At 64.7% G+C, this 14,874-nt stretch carries 14 protein-coding genes and 1 pseudogene; 9 read left to right on the forward strand and 6 right to left on the reverse strand.

Annotation, left to right across the window (positions count from 1 at the left end; all coding sequences use genetic code 11):
- Positions 1 to 133 precede the first annotated feature (133 nt).
- Positions 134 to 1,783 (reverse strand): glycosyltransferase family 39 protein, encoded by a 1,650-nt coding sequence (locus AB7008_RS17550; RefSeq protein ID WP_304493411.1) that lies wholly within the window; start codon positions 1,781 to 1,783, stop codon positions 134 to 136.
- 312 nt (positions 1,784 to 2,095) lie between these two features.
- Here AB7008_RS17550 and AB7008_RS17555 point away from each other — a divergent pair, with 312 nt between their 5' ends.
- On the forward strand, positions 2,096 to 2,965 hold the full coding sequence (locus AB7008_RS17555; protein ID WP_304493412.1) for a DUF308 domain-containing protein: 870 nt from the start codon (positions 2,096 to 2,098) through the stop codon (positions 2,963 to 2,965).
- 158 nt (positions 2,966 to 3,123) lie between these two features.
- A complete protein-coding gene (locus AB7008_RS17560) occupies positions 3,124 to 3,540 on the forward strand; it encodes a MucR family transcriptional regulator (protein WP_028159703.1) in 417 nt (138 codons plus the stop codon).
- Positions 3,541 to 3,545: 5 nt separating this feature from the next.
- Here the strand turns inward: AB7008_RS17560 and AB7008_RS17565 are convergent, their stop codons facing one another.
- Positions 3,546 to 3,974 carry a SufE family protein gene (locus tag AB7008_RS17565; protein WP_028159702.1) on the reverse strand — a complete coding sequence of 143 codons (429 nt, stop codon included), beginning with the start codon at positions 3,972 to 3,974 and terminating at the stop codon, positions 3,546 to 3,548.
- Between the two features lie 68 nt (positions 3,975 to 4,042).
- Positions 4,043 to 4,468, reverse strand: a complete 426-nt coding sequence (locus AB7008_RS17570; protein ID WP_014496751.1) for a DUF5330 domain-containing protein — start codon at positions 4,466 to 4,468, stop codon at positions 4,043 to 4,045.
- A 408-nt stretch (positions 4,469 to 4,876) separates the two neighbouring features.
- On the opposite strand from AB7008_RS17570, the gene AB7008_RS17575 reads away from it, so the two are divergent.
- The 3 genes from AB7008_RS17575 to AB7008_RS17585 are packed head-to-tail and all read left to right on the forward strand — an operon-like array spanning position 4,877 to position 7,856.
- Complete coding sequence (locus AB7008_RS17575) at positions 4,877 to 6,748, forward strand: PAS domain-containing sensor histidine kinase (protein WP_304493414.1); 1,872 nt, start codon at positions 4,877 to 4,879, stop codon at positions 6,746 to 6,748.
- Positions 6,741 to 7,454: a peptidoglycan-binding domain-containing protein gene (locus AB7008_RS17580; protein ID WP_028159700.1), complete on the forward strand. Its 714-nt coding sequence runs from the start codon at positions 6,741 to 6,743 to the stop codon at positions 7,452 to 7,454. Before AB7008_RS17575 ends, AB7008_RS17580 begins: the two co-directional genes overlap by 8 nt.
- Before the next feature lie 57 nt (positions 7,455 to 7,511).
- On the forward strand, positions 7,512 to 7,856 hold the full coding sequence (locus AB7008_RS17585; protein WP_028159699.1) for a DUF1491 family protein: 345 nt from the start codon (positions 7,512 to 7,514) through the stop codon (positions 7,854 to 7,856).
- Here AB7008_RS17585 and AB7008_RS17590 read toward each other — a convergent pair.
- A complete protein-coding gene (locus tag AB7008_RS17590) occupies positions 7,853 to 8,827 on the reverse strand; it encodes a DUF2336 domain-containing protein (RefSeq protein WP_248882116.1) in 975 nt (324 codons plus the stop codon). The genes AB7008_RS17585 and AB7008_RS17590 overlap by 4 nt on opposite strands.
- Positions 8,828 to 9,082: 255 nt before the next feature.
- Here AB7008_RS17590 and AB7008_RS17595 point away from each other — a divergent pair, with 255 nt between their 5' ends.
- Both AB7008_RS17595 and AB7008_RS17600 read left to right on the forward strand, forming a co-directional pair.
- Positions 9,083 to 9,271 carry a hypothetical protein gene (locus AB7008_RS17595; RefSeq protein ID WP_014496746.1) on the forward strand — a complete coding sequence of 63 codons (189 nt, stop codon included), beginning with the start codon at positions 9,083 to 9,085 and terminating at the stop codon, positions 9,269 to 9,271.
- Positions 9,272 to 9,286: 15 nt separating this feature from the next.
- The gene (locus AB7008_RS17600; RefSeq protein ID WP_304493416.1) at positions 9,287 to 10,048 is read left to right on the forward strand and encodes a hypothetical protein; all 762 of its coding nucleotides are present in this window, start codon (positions 9,287 to 9,289) and stop codon (positions 10,046 to 10,048) included.
- Here the strand turns inward: AB7008_RS17600 and AB7008_RS17605 are convergent.
- On the reverse strand, positions 10,045 to 10,908 hold the full coding sequence (locus tag AB7008_RS17605; protein WP_441259149.1) for a LysR family transcriptional regulator: 864 nt from the start codon (positions 10,906 to 10,908) through the stop codon (positions 10,045 to 10,047). The genes AB7008_RS17600 and AB7008_RS17605 overlap by 4 nt on opposite strands.
- A gap of 95 nt (positions 10,909 to 11,003) precedes the next feature.
- Here AB7008_RS17605 and AB7008_RS17610 point away from each other — a divergent pair, with 95 nt between their 5' ends.
- Positions 11,004 to 11,831 (forward strand): MBL fold metallo-hydrolase, encoded by an 828-nt coding sequence (locus tag AB7008_RS17610; protein ID WP_041955698.1) that lies wholly within the window; start codon positions 11,004 to 11,006, stop codon positions 11,829 to 11,831.
- A 228-nt stretch (positions 11,832 to 12,059) separates the two neighbouring features.
- On the opposite strand, the gene AB7008_RS17615 is transcribed toward AB7008_RS17610, so the two are convergent.
- Positions 12,060 to 13,802, reverse strand: coding sequence for an adenylate/guanylate cyclase domain-containing protein (locus AB7008_RS17615; protein WP_152621022.1), 1,743 nt, complete (start codon positions 13,800 to 13,802; stop codon positions 12,060 to 12,062).
- Between the two features lie 304 nt (positions 13,803 to 14,106).
- On the opposite strand from AB7008_RS17615, the pseudogene AB7008_RS17620 reads away from it, so the two are divergent.
- Positions 14,107 to 14,869 (forward strand): annotated as a pseudogene (locus tag AB7008_RS17620) (IS5 family transposase).
- Positions 14,870 to 14,874 lie beyond the last annotated feature (5 nt).

Consider the following 14,874-nt stretch of genomic DNA (forward strand, 5'->3'; position numbering starts at 1 on the left):
TATCTCTCCGAACATCGTTGTTGCGGAGAGGGAGCGTAGTCGCGGGTGAGGCTCGCGGCAAGGCGGTCAAATCGCAGCAGCCACGCGTAGCCCGCATGGAGCGAAGCGAAATGAAAGGTCCCGGAGAAGAATATTACGGCGCCGGGATCGACAGCAGGCTGGAAATGCTGCGGCCGCGGATATCGTAGACGCGGGCGAACACCACGTCGTCGCGCTTGATCTCGACCAACACGGGCGCGGTGAGGCCCTTGCAGTAGAACTCGCCGAGCGTCATCGCGAAATCGGCCGCGTTGGAATCCCAGCCGATGGTGAAGTCGGGTCCGAGCGCCACCTGGGCCGGGCGCTGCGGACCGCATACCGCGACCTTCCATTTGCGGTTGCCCGGCGCCACTTCCTGCCGCTCGACGATCTGCTCGCGCAGTTCGTCCGAGGCCTGCTTCAGCGCAAGGCCCCAATAGTCCAGCATGAAGCGGTCGTCGGCGCCGCGCACGGTGCCGGCGATGTGGTTGAAGTGCGTGTACTGATAGGGATGCAGCCGGATCATCTCGGCCAGCGAGAGCGCGAGGCCGAAGCAGAAGGTCGCGAGCACGACCGGCTGCCAGGTGCGGTGGTTGGTGCGCAGGCGCTCCATGGCCCAGGCAAAGGCGACGCCGCCGAGCACCGCCATCGGCGGGATCACGAAGACGAAGTGGCGGATGCCGTTGTACAGCGCCGGGCGCTTCACCATCGCGATCGCCAGCGGCAGGGTCGCCGCCAGCGTCAGCATCAAGAGGATGGTCTTGCGGCGGGCCGGAACCTCGCGGCGCGGCAGCATCGCGAAGGTGCTGACCACGGCGCCGCCCATCAGCACCAGCATCACCTCGGGAAGCTGCAGCGCGAACAGCGTCGGCAGATAGGACCAGGGCATGTCGGGCACGGACACGATCGCGCCGTCGAACATCTCCTTCCAGGGCTTCTCGAAGAAGTGCGAGAAATAGGTCAGGGCCTCGAAGGGATTGCCGGGCTCCATGATCGACCAGGGCCAGATCAGGCCCATCACGAGATAGCCGAACACGAGGCCGGGCAGCAGCACATAGACGACATGGGCGAAGCGGCGGGCTGCTTCGCGGGCGCCTTCGGTGCGCAGCTCCTCCAGGAACAGCGGCATGAAGCCGATCATGGCGTAGACCAGCGCAAGGCCGCCGAGGACGCGGCAGCCGAGCGAGAGGCCGGCACCCAGGCCGACGACCAGGATCGTGCGCGGCGACGGCTGCGGATATTCCTCGGCGAGGCGGACGAGGCCGAGCATCAGGATGATCATGGCCACCGCGAAGGGCGCATCCTTCGGGTTCATGAACATGTGGCCGTAGAAGATCGGGCAGAGCGCGAGCAGCAGGAGTGCGGCAAGACCGGCAAGGGGCCCGCCGATGCGGCGGCCGAGCCGCCACGTCACCGCAAGCCCGATCACGCCGACCATGGCGCCGAGCAGGCGTCGCGTCTCGAACAGCTCGAGCGGAATGACCTTGTGCAGGAGAGCCGCGACCATGTCGAAGCCGCCGCCATACATGTAGAGATTCGCGAAGGAGAGCGCCGCGGTATCCTTGAAGCCGGAACCGAACATGCGCAGCAACAGGTCGGCATATTCGGCGTGGGTGTAATCGTCCCAGCCGAGTCCGTAGTCGCGGAAGGTCAAGCCTGCAATGACGGCGACCGCAGCCAGCACCAGCATGGCGAGATCGTCGCAAGTCCGTTCAACCGAGCGCCGCAGAGGCGTGTCGATCGCCGAAGTCGTGATGGATGTCATGGCTATTGGTGACCCGGAATCCCCTCTTGGCCCTGCTGGTGCCCGCGGGCCACTTCCCCGGAATCCCTATAGCGCAGTTCCATTACCAAGTAATTGGGCATTATGGCTAAAATCCTGATGCGACGCAGCAAATCCGGAACCATGAGAGCAGCTTAGAAGTAGCCGGCGGTAGCTGAAGGGAATGTGAATAAGTCCCTGATATCCTTCCCTTTAGGAACGCAGGCTCTAATTCGCCGTTGGCGTGGAACACCGTATGACGGTATCGTGCCGTAACGGGTGTCGCGCATGGCTGCGCGACCAGGGGTGAGTTCGATGAGCTTGGCATTGTTGATTGTGGGGATTTTCGCCGTCCTGGCGGGCCTCCTTACGATCCTGTTCGGCTTCACCGTCAGGGAGTTCAGCCTCGGCAGCACCCTCATAATCGCCGGCACCATTGGCGTCTGCTCCGGAATGTTACTGGCCGGCCTCCACGTCGTGGTCGTGGAACTGAAGGGCATCGCCCGCCGGCTGGCCGGATCGGCCGCGCCGGGCGAGGTTCGGGTCAGGCCCGTGCTGCCGGGCCTCGCGGTGCCTGGCGCGCCTGTGTCCGAGCCGTTCCCGGCACCTGCGACGAAAACCGAGCCACCGCCGCCACCGGCCGCGGGTCTGCCGCCGTGGCAGAGCGAGGCCGCCGCGCGCGAGCGTCCGCGCGCCGAGCCGCCGCCGGAGCCGGAAGCCCCGACACCGCCTGCGGCTCCGGAAGCGCCGCGCCGCCGCAACCTGTTGTTCGCATCGTCCTCCCGCAAGGAGCGCGAGCGCGCGGAGGCGAAGGCGACAGAGAGCTTGCCGCCGCGGCCTCATGACGAACCCACGGAACCGGCCGCCCCGGAGAGTCAGCCGGCGAGCTTCGACGATGCATGGCCGAGGCCGGACCGTATGCGGCCACCGGAACCGCCGGCCGCCGGGCGTCGCCCGCCACCGCGCTCGCCGCCGCCCTTTGCCGAGCCCGGCCCGCCGCCGCCTCCACCCGAACCGGCGCCGGCGGTCGAGCAGGCGCCCGTGACCGTGCTCAAATCGGGTATCGTCGACGGCATGGCCTATTCGCTCTATTCCGACGGCTCGATCGAAGCGCAGATGCCGGAAGGCATGATGCGCTTCGCCTCGATCGACGAACTGCGTGCCCATCTCGACCAGCGGTCGTGAGACCGCCGCGGCCAAGTAGAAAGCCATCGTTCTTGTCACTTCGTCAGTAATCAGCTCATATTCGTCAGTCGTCTTATTTCGGCCGAACGTATTGTTGACACGGAATACTTTGGCGTCGTCAATCCGGCGAGACGCAAGGTCAGGGAAAGGTCGGGCCCATGTCGGATAACGGGGCTAAGAATTTCATCGAGCTGACGGCGAGCATCGTGTCCGCCTATGTCGGCAACAACCCGACGCCGGCGGCCGACATTCCGAACCTGATCAGCCAGGTGCATGGCGCCCTGGTGCGCGTCTCGTCAGGCCGCGCCGAGACGGCGCCGCTCGAGCCGGCCAAGCCGGCCGTGTCGCTGAAGAAGTCGATCGCGCCGGACTACCTGGTCTGTCTGGAAGACGGCAAGCGCTTCAAGTCGCTGAAGCGCCATCTGCGCACCCAGTACAACATGACGCCGGAGCAATATCGCGAGAAATGGGGCCTGCCGGCCGACTATCCCATGGTCGCGCCGAACTACGCGGTGGCGCGCTCGCAACTGGCAAAGCAGATGGGATTGGGACAGCAGCAGCGGAAGCGGAAATAACCGCTTCAGGTGGCTTCCGCGAGCGCCTCTTTCGCGTCGGTCTTGATGCGCTCGACCATCGAGCGCAGGCCGTTGGAACGCTGCGGCGTCAGATGATCGCGAAAGCCGAACTCGTCGAACACCGCGATCGCGTCGGTCGCAAGGATCTGCTGCGGCGTGCGGCCGGAGTAAAGCGAGAGCACGATCGCGACCAGCCCGCGCACGATGTGGGCGTCACTGTCGCCGCGATATTTCAGGATCGGCGCGCCGCCATCGCGATCGACCAGCTTCTGGAGCCAGACCTGGCTGACGCAGCCATTCACCTTGTTCTCGGCCGAATGCTCGGACTCGGGCATCGGTTCCAGGGTGCGGCCGAGCTCGATCACGTACCGGTAGCGGTCGTCCCACTCGTCCAGAAGCTCGAAATTATCCCTGATTTCGTCGATCGTCGTCATGCTGGCCCAATGTTCCCGTTCAGGCCAATATAAGGATGCGAGGACGCGAAATCGATAGGGTTTGGGCGCTAATTCGCCTGCGCCGCCACGGGCCCCCGCCACTCCAGCGCGAGGTCGTCCTGGCTCAGGGTGTCGCGCGGCGCCTCGCTTGAGGCGGCATCGCCTTCGCCGGCCATCGCGATCGAGCCGGTATGATCGGGCGCTTTCTTGTCGGTCTTCTCGAGCTGCTCTTTCTTGTCGTTGATGATCTGGTAGATCTTCTTCGCGCCGTCCTGTGCGCGCTGGCCGATGATGGTCGCGGCCTGGCCGCCGACCTCGCAGGCCGCCGGCTGGCGCTTGCAGAACTGGGTCACGTCGGAGACGGCCGCGGTCGCAGCCTGCACCGCATCGGCGGCGCCGATCTGCGGCAGCTTCTCCGATTCGGGCGTCTTGTCCCGCGGCAGGAGCACCAGCACCAGCCCGAGCCAGAATGTGATGCGGAGCAGAAAGCGCATCTTATCGACCTGTATGTTAGATCCCGCCGCGGCGATGCCCGCGAGGCGTCGGACCTAGCAACTCTCGATAAATCGCAAGTGATTGCCTTCCGCTTAATTCGCGGAAAATCTAAGCAAGAATCTTCCCGAACCGCCACGTCGTAAATTTTCGATTGACGCCGGAGCCTGTGATTCCTCTGGCGCCGCTTGTCCACCAATTCGAAACCATGCGGGCGATGGTGAAACCCTGTGTTCACCATCCCCGATGATGACGTGGTCAAATCGCCTAAAAATGTCCGCGATGACACGGTGTCCGGCGGCGGGCCGCATTGCCTTAGCACTCGTTTAAGGTCGCTCTGACACGGTGGCTCAACGATAAGGAGGCGTTCCGGCGCGTCTTCTCGACGAGTGGGCCGAAGCGCGAGACCCGTGACAGTTTTGAGTATCATCCGCGATTGTCTCGATGCACTGCTGCATCCCTCCGCGCGTTACGACGCGCTGACGCGAGCGCGCCATCGTGCCTTCATGGCGCCGCGGCTGCTCGGCAGCCTCGCCGCGTTTGCCGCATTCCCGGTCTATCTCGCCACGCGCGGCGCGCCGAGCGCGATCGAGGTCGCCGCCTTCGCGTGGCTGATCGCCCCCATTCTCCTGTCATGGTTCCTGTCGCGCACCGGCCGCTATGAAGGCGCCCACGTGCTGTCGTCGCTGGCGCTCTCCGGCCTGATCATGGCGGTTGCCGGCACCACCGGCGGCATCGAATCATTCGCCGCGATCTGGCTGGTCGTGGTTCCCCTGGAAGCCGCGCTGTCGGCCTCGCGCCGTGTCGCGGCCTTCGCCTCCCTGCTTGCGCTGTCCTGCGCCGGCGTCCTGATCCTTGCCGGCCAGCTCGGCTGGCTGCCGGCTGGAGACGCCAGCGCCGCAGAACGCGGCGTGCTGATGGCGTTCGGCGTCGCCTCGGCGACGCTCTATGCGGCGGGCCTCGCCTTCGGTGCGGAATCGCTCGCGCGCACCAGCGTTGCGCTGCTGTTGCGCGAGGAAGAGCGCTATCGCCTGCTGGCGCGCAACATGAGCGACGTCATCTCGCGGCATCGGCGCAACGGCGCGGTGCAGTTCATCTCGCCGGCGGTGGAAGCCATGCTCGGCATGCCCGTCGCGCAGCTGCTCGGCCACGGCCTGTTCGACCGCGTCCATGTCGCCGATCGTCCGGCCTATCTCACCGCGCTGTCCGATGCCGCGCGCGGCGACGTGCGCAGCGTCGAGTTCCGGCTGCGGCGGGAGCCTGCCGGATCGGAGCGCGGCCAGGTCGATTTCATCTGGGTCGAGATGCGCTGCCGCCCGCTCGATCAGGACATGGGCCGCCAGGATATCGACAGTGACTCGACGCCCGAGGCGGAAGTCGTCGGCGTGATGCGCGACGTCACCGATCGCAAGCTCGCGGAGCAGGCGCTCGATCAGGCCCGCAGCGCCGCGGAAGCGGCCGATGCCGCCAAGACGCGCTTCCTCGCCACGATGAGCCACGAGCTGCGCACGCCGCTCAACGCCATCATCGGCTTCTCCGAGATGATCGCGCAGGAGCAGACCCTGATGCTGGGTGCGGCCCAGCGCAAGGAATATGCCCAGCTCATCAACGATTCCGGCCAGCATCTGCTGTCGGTCGTCAACGGCATCCTCGACATGTCCAAGATGGAATCGGGCAATTTCGAGATTGCGTCGGAACCGTTCGCGCCGCGCGCCTCGCTGATGCATTGCTGCAATCTGCTGGCGCTGAAGGCGCGGGAGAACGGCATCGACCTCATCACCGATGCGCCGCAGGACCTGCCTGTCATGACCGGCGATCCGCGCGCGTTCAAGCAGATCGTGCTCAATCTCGTCGCCAACGCCATCAAGTTCACCGAGCGCGGTGGTCAGGTCACCGTATCGGCCGCGGTGTCCGGATCGCAGCTCGCGCTGCGCATCAGCGACACCGGTGTCGGCATTGCGGCGGATGATCTCAAGCGCATCGGCGCGCCGTTCTTCCAGGCCGGAAAGACCTATCAGCGCCGTCACGAAGGCACGGGTCTCGGACTTTCGATCGTGAAGAGTCTGGTGGCGTTGCATCTCGGCGAATTGACTGTACAAAGCAGGCTCGGCGAAGGCACCTCCGTCACCGTCAGATTGCCGCTCGTCTACGCGCCGCCGCAGGCCAAGACGTCCGATAGGATGGCGGCCGAGAGCAAGATCGCGACGCTGACGCCGGTGCCGCGCCAGGAGCTTCAGGATCAATCTCACGACCAACCCGCTCTGGTGAAGAAAAGTGCCTAAGAAGTCTGCCAAGGACGATGCCGCTCCGCGCCGCCGTGGCGCCAAGGCCGCAGTCATCGATGTCGAGACCGAGCGCAATCTTGCGATGCGCATCCTGCTGCACAGTCCCAAGGACACGCTGGCCGGTCTCGTCGCCGTCGCCGCGGTCAGCGCGATCGTTGCCAACGCGCTGTTCCTTCAGACTGGCCGGCATCCGGCGCCGATGTTCGGCACCGTGATCAATCTTCCCGCGCCGTCGTCCGTGCCGCTGTCGAACCCGTTGCCGCGTCCGCGTCCGGTCGGCGCCGATACCTCGCCGCTGGAGCCGAGAGCGACGGAGTTTCGCGCCGAGCCCAAACCTGCCGAGCGCGCCGCCGAGAAGGCCCCGGAGAAGCCCGTCGACGCGACGGCATCGACGCCGCGCGCGAGCGATCCGATGACCAATCTGGTCAAGCAAACGACGTCGGCGCCGCCTTCCGTCGCCATCGCGCGGCCGCCGGCGCCTATTCCCGTGGCGCAGAGCCCGGCCGCGCGGCGTATCGCCGGCGTGCAGCGCGCGCTGTCCGAGTACGGCTATGGCAATTTGAAGATCACGGGCACGATGGGCGCTGAGACGCAGTCCGCCATCCAGAAATTCGAGCGCGAGCACAAGATGCAGGTGACGGGTCAGGTGTCCGACCGCCTGCTGCGCGAGCTCGCGGCCGCGATAGGCCACCCGGTCGAATAAGTGCCATCGTTGTGCGCAGGCTGGTGCTGATTGCAGCGCTAGCCTATCGTGCCCTTCATGCGTTTGAAATCAAACATCTGGGTTTCCGCCTACCTGCGCCGGTGCCAGACCGAGGGCGTGTTCGGCGCGGTGCGCCGTCGCGGTGCCGAGGAGGCGGGGGCGGTATTCGTGAAGGTGTCGCTGCTCGACGGCAATGCGATGCTGTACGCGCCGGCGCCACAGACCGTCTATGACGACGGCCGCCCGGTCGATCGCTTCTTCGTGCCGGTCGCGCAGCAGCCCTTGCCTGAGCACACCATCGAGGAGCGCCTCACCAAGGAAATCCGCTTCGATCCGGATGCCTGGATCGTCGAGACCGAAGACCGCGCAGGTCGTCACTTCCTCGAATTGGCCAAGACCTAGCGGTCCGATCCGTCGGTGCCCGTCCGCACCGCAGGCGCCGAGCCCGGCTGCACGCCCGGCCGGGTCTGGTTGGCCCCCGTACGCGCGCGCTGGCGTTCGCTGTCATGCAGCGAGGACTGGTATTTTGCGCGCGTGACCGCGAGCGTCGAGCCGCGCCAGGCCGCCAGCATCACCAGCGCGGAGCGGTCGCTGAGCCGGTCGTAGAGCCGCGACAGCCGGTACACCGCATCGACCGACGTGCCGATCTCCGGCTTGAAGAACAGGAGGATGCGCTGGAAGTTCGGGCTCGGCATGTCGAGCGCCCGCGCGGCGACCGCAAGCGCTTCGCCGCCGGCATCGTCGACGATCTGCGCTGCGACGCGCGAGGGCAGGATCAGGCTGTCGCCGAGCTCGTAGGTGAAATTCTCGATGTCGTTGGCGATCGCCGCCATCTCCAGGATCTGGATCGCGCGCTTGGCGCGCACGGTCGGAATCCGCGGCGCGGCCTTGAGCGGGGTCTGCGCCAGATTGTACAGGACCAGCGCGCGCTGGGTCGCATCCGCGCGGAAGAACATGTCGTGGATCTCGGCCGCTTCCTTCGGCTGCATCGCCATGTTGGCGGCCATGCGCAACTCGGCGTCGGTCGGCGTGCGAGCAGGTGAAGCCGCCTGCGGGGAGCTGCGAATTTCGCGGGCGAGCGGAACCCTGCGGCCCTCCTGGGTCGCAACCAGCCCGAGTTTCTGCAGGACCGGGACGGGCGTCTGCGGATAGATCGCAAGCTTCGCCTTGACGGCCGCGCGCGTCGCATCGTCGACTTGGTCGATCAGCCGCGTCGCAAGCTCGATGAACTGGCGCTGCTCGTCGTCGCTGTGGGTGGGCGCCTGGACATAGAGGTCCGTCAGCACGCGCAGCAGCGTCGGGCGAACATCGACGCCTTCGCGACGGGAGAGGCTCATCAGCCCGTCGAATCCGGGAAACAGCGACTTGGTCATGGAGAGATACGCGACCTGGAAAAGATACTCGTCCGCGAGCCTAACGCAGGTTCCTTTAAAGGCTCGTTAAGGAAAACGAGGCGTGAAGTCGGCCCCATCATTTCAGGTGTTGTCGTCCCGCAACGGGACGCGGGAGGCCGCCCGTGAAGTTACGGTCCGGAAGGCGCGTTTACACCCCGTTAACCATGAACTGATCTTAATGAACGTACGTTGCACCAGCGCGCTCGGTCGCGCGGCAATTGATAGAGAGCTGATATGGGGACCATTATCGAATTTCCGGCCGGTCGCCGGGCAGGCTCGTCGGGGGATGCCACGCCGCGTACGGAAACGGGAACGATTCTGATCCTCCCCGTGATCCGCATCGAGCGCCAGACGGAAGAGACCAGCGGCGATCGCGGGCCGGAGCAGGGCACAGCGCCGGGGCGCCGTCGTCGTCGCCGCTAGCATCCGGCTTTTGCAATGCCGGATGCCGTCCGCCAGATCCGGCCCGTCGTAATGGCCGTCCTTCTTGCACTCGTTGGTGCGACGCTCGGCGCGTGCAGCGGCGGCGATTTCGGCCGCACCCGCGCCGACATGCGCAGCGACGACATGCATCGCTGGCTCGGCGCCGAGGCCACCGGCAGTCTCGGCCTGAAGTCGTCGCAATTCCAGCTCACCGACGCGGAGCGCCAGCTTCGCGATCTCGCCTATCCCATGATCGAGCCGCCGCTGTCGCGCCCGGCCTGGAAGAGCGTGTTCGGCGACTACAAGCCGCTGCCGTCACCCTGGCAGCAGAGGGTCGTGTTCGACCGCACCATGTATGGGCGTACGCTGATCGACGAGCCGCATCGCTCGCATTCGTCGCGCTATGCGCAGCTGATCGAGGACGTCCGCAACGACATCACCCGCTTCGAGCCGTTCTTCGCCTCCGCGATCCGCGTCATCGATCTCGACAGGAAGCGCGATGCCAGCATGACGCGCGTCTCCGAGCTCTCGCCAAGGGAGAGGGACGATGCGGTCGCGCGGATGCAGGAGAACTCGCTGATCGTGCAGTGGGTGCAGCAGTGCCTCGAGCAGCGCGTCTCCTCCTACCGTTGGGCGCTTGAGCGCCTGGTGATCCAGGCGCCCGACGGTATGGCGGCCGATGCCGACCGCCTGATCGGCGAGCTCGCAGCCCAGACCGCCAATCCGCCGGTCATGAGCCAGCCGCCCTACGGGCGCGCCGTGGTCACGAAGGGCTAGGACTTCCTGCGCTTGTTACGCCGTGGGTCGATCCGATCCGGCTTTCGCCGCTGCTTCTGAAGCTTCCCGACAAACTCCTTCAGCGCATCCGCCAGCGGCACGGATGCGCGGTAGGCGAGGCCGACCTCGCGCCGAACCTTGACCTCGATCTCGCGCACGGTGACGTCAGGATTGCCGCGCGCCGCGCCTTCCGGGACGATGGCAATGCCGACGCCGGCCGCGACCAGCGCCATCGCCCAATCCTCCGATTGCGCGATCGCCGCGGTCTGCCTTCGTTGTGACGTCCTGCCGAAGAATTCGCTTTGCTCGCAATGGCAGCGGTCGATCAGGGCAACGCCGGCGAGATCGGCGGTCCGCAGCTTCTCCTTCAGCGTCAGCGGATGCGAAGGCGGAAGTGCGGCGACATAGCGCTCGCTCCACAGCGCGACGAAATGCTCGTCGGCGCGGAGCATGCTCTTCGAGATGATGCGCGCATCGGCGCGCTCGTCGCTGCCGACGAGGCGAAGCGCGATGTCGGTGCGCGCCGTCAGCGGCTTCAGCAGCGCGATCGTTCGGGGTACGTCGAGCGTGCGCATCAGTCCCAGCGTCACCGTGGTCTTCGTACTCGGTTTCCTGAACAGGCTGCGCGCGGCGTCCGCCTCGTCGATGATGCGGCGGGCCAGCGCATGAAACTGCTCGGCCGAGGCGGTCGGCGCGACGCCCTTCTTGTGCCGGATGAACAGCGTGGTGCCGAGCTCGGCCTCCAGATGGGTGATCGCGGTCGAGATCGACGGCTGCGACACGAAGCATGCGCGCGCGGCTGCGGTCAGATTGCGCTCGCGGTAGACGGCGGCGAAGTAGCGAAGCTCGCGGATTTCCAAAGGATTAGCCTAGAGATAATATCAGTATTCGATATTTTACCTATGGATCATCAGGTGGCAAGAACGCGTCCGCTCACAACAGGCAGGAACGCGCAATGAAGATCCACCATCTCAACACCGGCACGATGTGTCCGATCGGCCGCCGGCTGGTGAACGGCACCGGCAGCCTGTTCCAGCGCGCCCGCCTGGTCTGCCATTGCCTGCTGATCGAGACCAATGACGGCCTCGCTCTGGTCGACACCGGCATCGGTCTCGGCGATATCGCAACGCCCAATCGGCTGGGTGATCGATGGCTGCGCCAGACCGCGCCAAGGCTGGATCCGGCGGAGACGGCGGTCGAGCAGGTGAAGGCGCTCGGCTACTCACCCGGCGATGTGCGCCACGTGCTGCTGACGCATCTCGACCGCGACCACGCCGGCGGCGTGCCGGACTTTCCCCATGCCGCGATCCACGTCCACCGCGCCGAATACGACATGGCGGTGCTGCGCAAGCCCGCGCCGCCCGAAGGGCGCTATGTCACGGGGCAGTGGAGCCATGGGCCGGGCTGGACATTCTATAGCGAGGCCGGCGAGGACTGGTTCGGCTTCAAGGGCGTGCGTGCGCTCGGCGACAAGGAAGCCGACATCCTGATGATCCCGCTCGCCGGCCACACGCTCGGTCATTGCGGCATCGCGGTGCGATCAGGTGAAAAATGGCTGCTGCATGCCGGCGACAGCTATTTCCACCACACCCAGCTCGACCCATCGCCGCGCGTGCCGCTGATGCTGGGTTATTTCCAGCGCAAGGGCGACATGGATCGCAAGATGCGGATCGCCAATCAGGCGCGGCTGCGCGCGCTGAAGCTGAACCACGGCGACCGCGTGAGCATCGTCAACAGCCACGATCCCGTCGATTACGAGCGCTGCCGGTGCGGGACGCACTAAGCCGTGCACGCGGCGTCATGTGACTGGTGACCACGTCCGCTTTGCTCCCATAGCGACCAAGTTCGTGCGGCAGCGCAGTATGTCGCGATGGGCCACAAGGCGACATATGCACCGCAGCAAGAAGGCAAGGGGCCGCTGTAACTCTCGTTGAACTGCGGCTACCTGGGTTTATGCTACTTTGAAGCGGCAGCAGAGTGCCGCTATTCGATCGCCTCATGGGATCGGGAGCTAGTCGGGCAACCCCGCTTTCCGAAGACCCTCAATAAACAGCTTTGCGTTTGATAGTCCGGCCCGGGCGATAAGCGCCGATATTGTAAAGGCGGGATCGATCTCAAGTACACGCGCCGCCGCGTCGTGCGCCTCAGCGTCACGTCCGAGATGGGCGAAGGCGGACGCGAGCCATTGGTAAGTTGCCAAATAAAGGTTCTGACGAAGGGCTTTCTTCAATACGACGATGGCCTCGTCAAAGCGGCGAAGCTCGATAAGGGCCTGCCCAATGCCAGTAAGCGTCATGTATAGTTGCGGGTCTACTGGGCTCACGCGAACGGCACGTTCAAAGCTCCAGATCGCTTCCTCCGGCAGCCCCGCAATTCTATAGACATGGCCTCTGCAGCTCCATGTGAGGCATGAATTTGGGTTGAGCCCGACCGCCCGATCAGCCATTTCGATCTCGGCTTCACGATCGCCGACCATGAACGCCGAGATTACGGCAGCCCTTGCTAACGTGTCCGGATCGCGATCGTCGATGCTCAATGCCAAACGAGCAAGCCGAACCGCTTCCTTGCGGTCGAACTGAAGATCGTTGGCATAGCCCAAAAGGACGTTGAGCATGTGGCAGACGCCTGCCAGAGCCGCGACAGCACCGAACCGAGGGTCGAGCTCCAAGGCGCGGTGGAACAGTCGGATTGCCTCGGCCAACCCTTCGCGGCTCCTCAGGTAGAACTGCGGCATGGCACGGAGATAAAAATCATACGCGGTGAGGTTCTCTGGCCGCCGCCGCGTCGCCAATTCAATTTCTGTTTGAAGTATCTTTGGCTCAATGGCCGAGACGACGGCGAGCGTTACTTCGTCTTGAAGAGCAAAAACGTCGGTCAGGTCACGCTCAAACCTGTCCACCCAGATGTGCGCGCCTGTAACCGCATCGATCAACTGCCCCGTGATGCGAACTTTCCCCGACGCCTTCCGCACAGACCCCTCGAGGACATAGCGCACGCCGAGCCTTCGCCCGACTTCCTTGATATCGACCGCTCGACCCTTGAAGGTGAAGCTCGAATTGCGCGCGATCACGAACAGCGACTTGAAGCGCGACAGCGCGGTGATGATCTCCTCGACCATTCCGTCCGCAAAGTATTCCTGTTCGGGATCGCCGCTCAGGTTCTCGAACGGCAGTACGGCGATGGAAGGCTTGTCCGGGTGTGGCGGGGCCGCACTCAGCCCCTCTGTCAGCGCCCCTGGCGCTCCGGCGCGGACAGCGTAGGCGCGGACCGGCTTGGAGATGTTCTTGAGCTGCTGCTCGCCACGATCCTCGAAGCCAGCGTCTAGCTTGCCCTCGACTTCGTTGTAGACCTTGTCGGAAATCAGGATACCGCCCGGATCGGCGATCCCCTCCAGCCGAACAGCAATGTTGATCCCGTCGCCGTAGAGGTCGCCGTCCTGTCCAACGATCACGTCACCAAGGTTGAGGCCGATGCGTAGCTTGAATGGACCGCTACCCTTGGCGAGATGATCCTGTATCTCAACCGCGCATCTCATGGCGGCCAGGGGACTGGCGAACTCGGCGAGTGCGCCATCACCCGTTGTCTTGATTAGACGGCCTTCGTGGCGGGAGAGGCTCGGCTCGATCAGTTGTCGCTTGAGCCGCTCGAACTCGGCATAGGTAGCTTCCTCAGCGCGTTGCATCAACGCAGAGTAACCGACCACGTCGGCAGCCAAAATCGCCGCTAATCGCCTTTGAACCCGCCGCTCCGTCACAGCGCTCTCCGAACGGCCAGCCAAAAATTCGTCGGCTGTGGCCAGGAGGAGCCTAGCACTTTGTTGCGGACCTGTGAGCGGTAATCGCGGGAGGGCCCTGTTGCCCCCAGGCGGCATTTGCTGTTGCACCAGTAAGCGTGCGGCAACTCGGGAGGTCCGAGTTGGGTCATTTCCGACGGTTTCGGCGGGGTCGTCGGTCGGTTGATGTCCGCTTCTACCCCGTAAGCGTCCAGCCGGGCCTGCCCGGAAGCGTTGCGTCTGGCTAGACCCCGTGATTCAAGCTTCCAAACTGGGGGCTCGAATCATGCGCTACGAATTCGCCGATCATGAATGGATTGCCATCAAGCCCATGCTGCCGAACAAGCCGCGCGGCGTTCCTCGGGTTAGCGACCGTCGTGTCCTCAACTGCATCTTCTGGGTCTTGCGCTCTGGAGCACCTTGGCGTGATCTGCCCGAGACGTTTGGTCCGTACACCACATGCTACAACCGCTTCGTCCGTGGCGGCGGGCTGGTGTCTGGGGCCGCATCATAGACGCGCTTGCTGCTGCCTACGATGCCGCTGTCCAGATGATCTACACCTCGATTGTCCGCGTGCATCAGCATGGAGCCTGCATCGCTGGGAATCGGCGCCAATCGATGGGAAGTGTCACGCGGCGGCTTGACGAGTAAAATCCACGCGGTGGTCGATCGCAATGGTTTGCCGGTACGGTTGGCGTTGAGCCCCGGCGAGGCCCACGACGTTCGACTTGCCGGAAAACTGCCTCTCGCCGGAAGCCCGGGTCAATGCTGCTTGCCGACCGTGGCTATGACGCCGACTGGATAAGAGAGCTGGCCGTGAAAAAGGGGGCGTGGGCCAACATCCCCCGAAAAGCAATCGCAGCGATCCGATCTGCTTCAGCTCGTACCTTTATCGCGCTCGCAACCAGGTCGAACGGTTCTTCAACAGGATCAAACAATGTCGTCGTGTGGCGACGCGCTACGACAGGCTTGCGGGAAACTACCTCGCCTTCGTCCAACTCGCATCTATCCGGTTACGGCTGGCCGCGCGTTATGAGTCCACGCCCTAGTGTTG

It is taken from the genome of Bradyrhizobium sp. 521_C7_N1_3 (assembly GCF_052075975.1).
Taxonomy (GTDB): domain Bacteria; phylum Pseudomonadota; class Alphaproteobacteria; order Rhizobiales; family Xanthobacteraceae; genus Bradyrhizobium; species Bradyrhizobium japonicum.

Excerpts from the sequence above, each read along its gene's own strand:
- AB7008_RS17555 (WP_304493412.1), top strand. The coding sequence starts at position 2,096 with ATGAGCTTGGCATTGTTGATTGTGGGGATTTTCGCCGTCCTGGCGGGC.
- AB7008_RS17590 (WP_248882116.1), bottom strand. The coding sequence starts at position 8,827 with ATGACCAAGTCGCTGTTTCCCGGATTCGACGGGCTGATGAGCCTCTCC.
- AB7008_RS17610 (WP_041955698.1), top strand. The coding sequence starts at position 11,004 with ATGAAGATCCACCATCTCAACACCGGCACGATGTGTCCGATCGGCCGC.
- AB7008_RS17600 (WP_304493416.1), top strand. The coding sequence starts at position 9,287 with ATGCCGGATGCCGTCCGCCAGATCCGGCCCGTCGTAATGGCCGTCCTT.
- AB7008_RS17595 (WP_014496746.1), top strand. The coding sequence starts at position 9,083 with ATGGGGACCATTATCGAATTTCCGGCCGGTCGCCGGGCAGGCTCGTCG.
- AB7008_RS17570 (WP_014496751.1), bottom strand. The coding sequence starts at position 4,468 with ATGCGCTTTCTGCTCCGCATCACATTCTGGCTCGGGCTGGTGCTGGTG.
- AB7008_RS17550 (WP_304493411.1), bottom strand. The coding sequence starts at position 1,783 with ATGACATCCATCACGACTTCGGCGATCGACACGCCTCTGCGGCGCTCG.
- AB7008_RS17565 (WP_028159702.1), bottom strand. The coding sequence starts at position 3,974 with ATGACGACGATCGACGAAATCAGGGATAATTTCGAGCTTCTGGACGAG.
- AB7008_RS17560 (WP_028159703.1), top strand. The coding sequence starts at position 3,124 with ATGTCGGATAACGGGGCTAAGAATTTCATCGAGCTGACGGCGAGCATC.
- AB7008_RS17585 (WP_028159699.1), top strand. The coding sequence starts at position 7,512 with ATGCGTTTGAAATCAAACATCTGGGTTTCCGCCTACCTGCGCCGGTGC.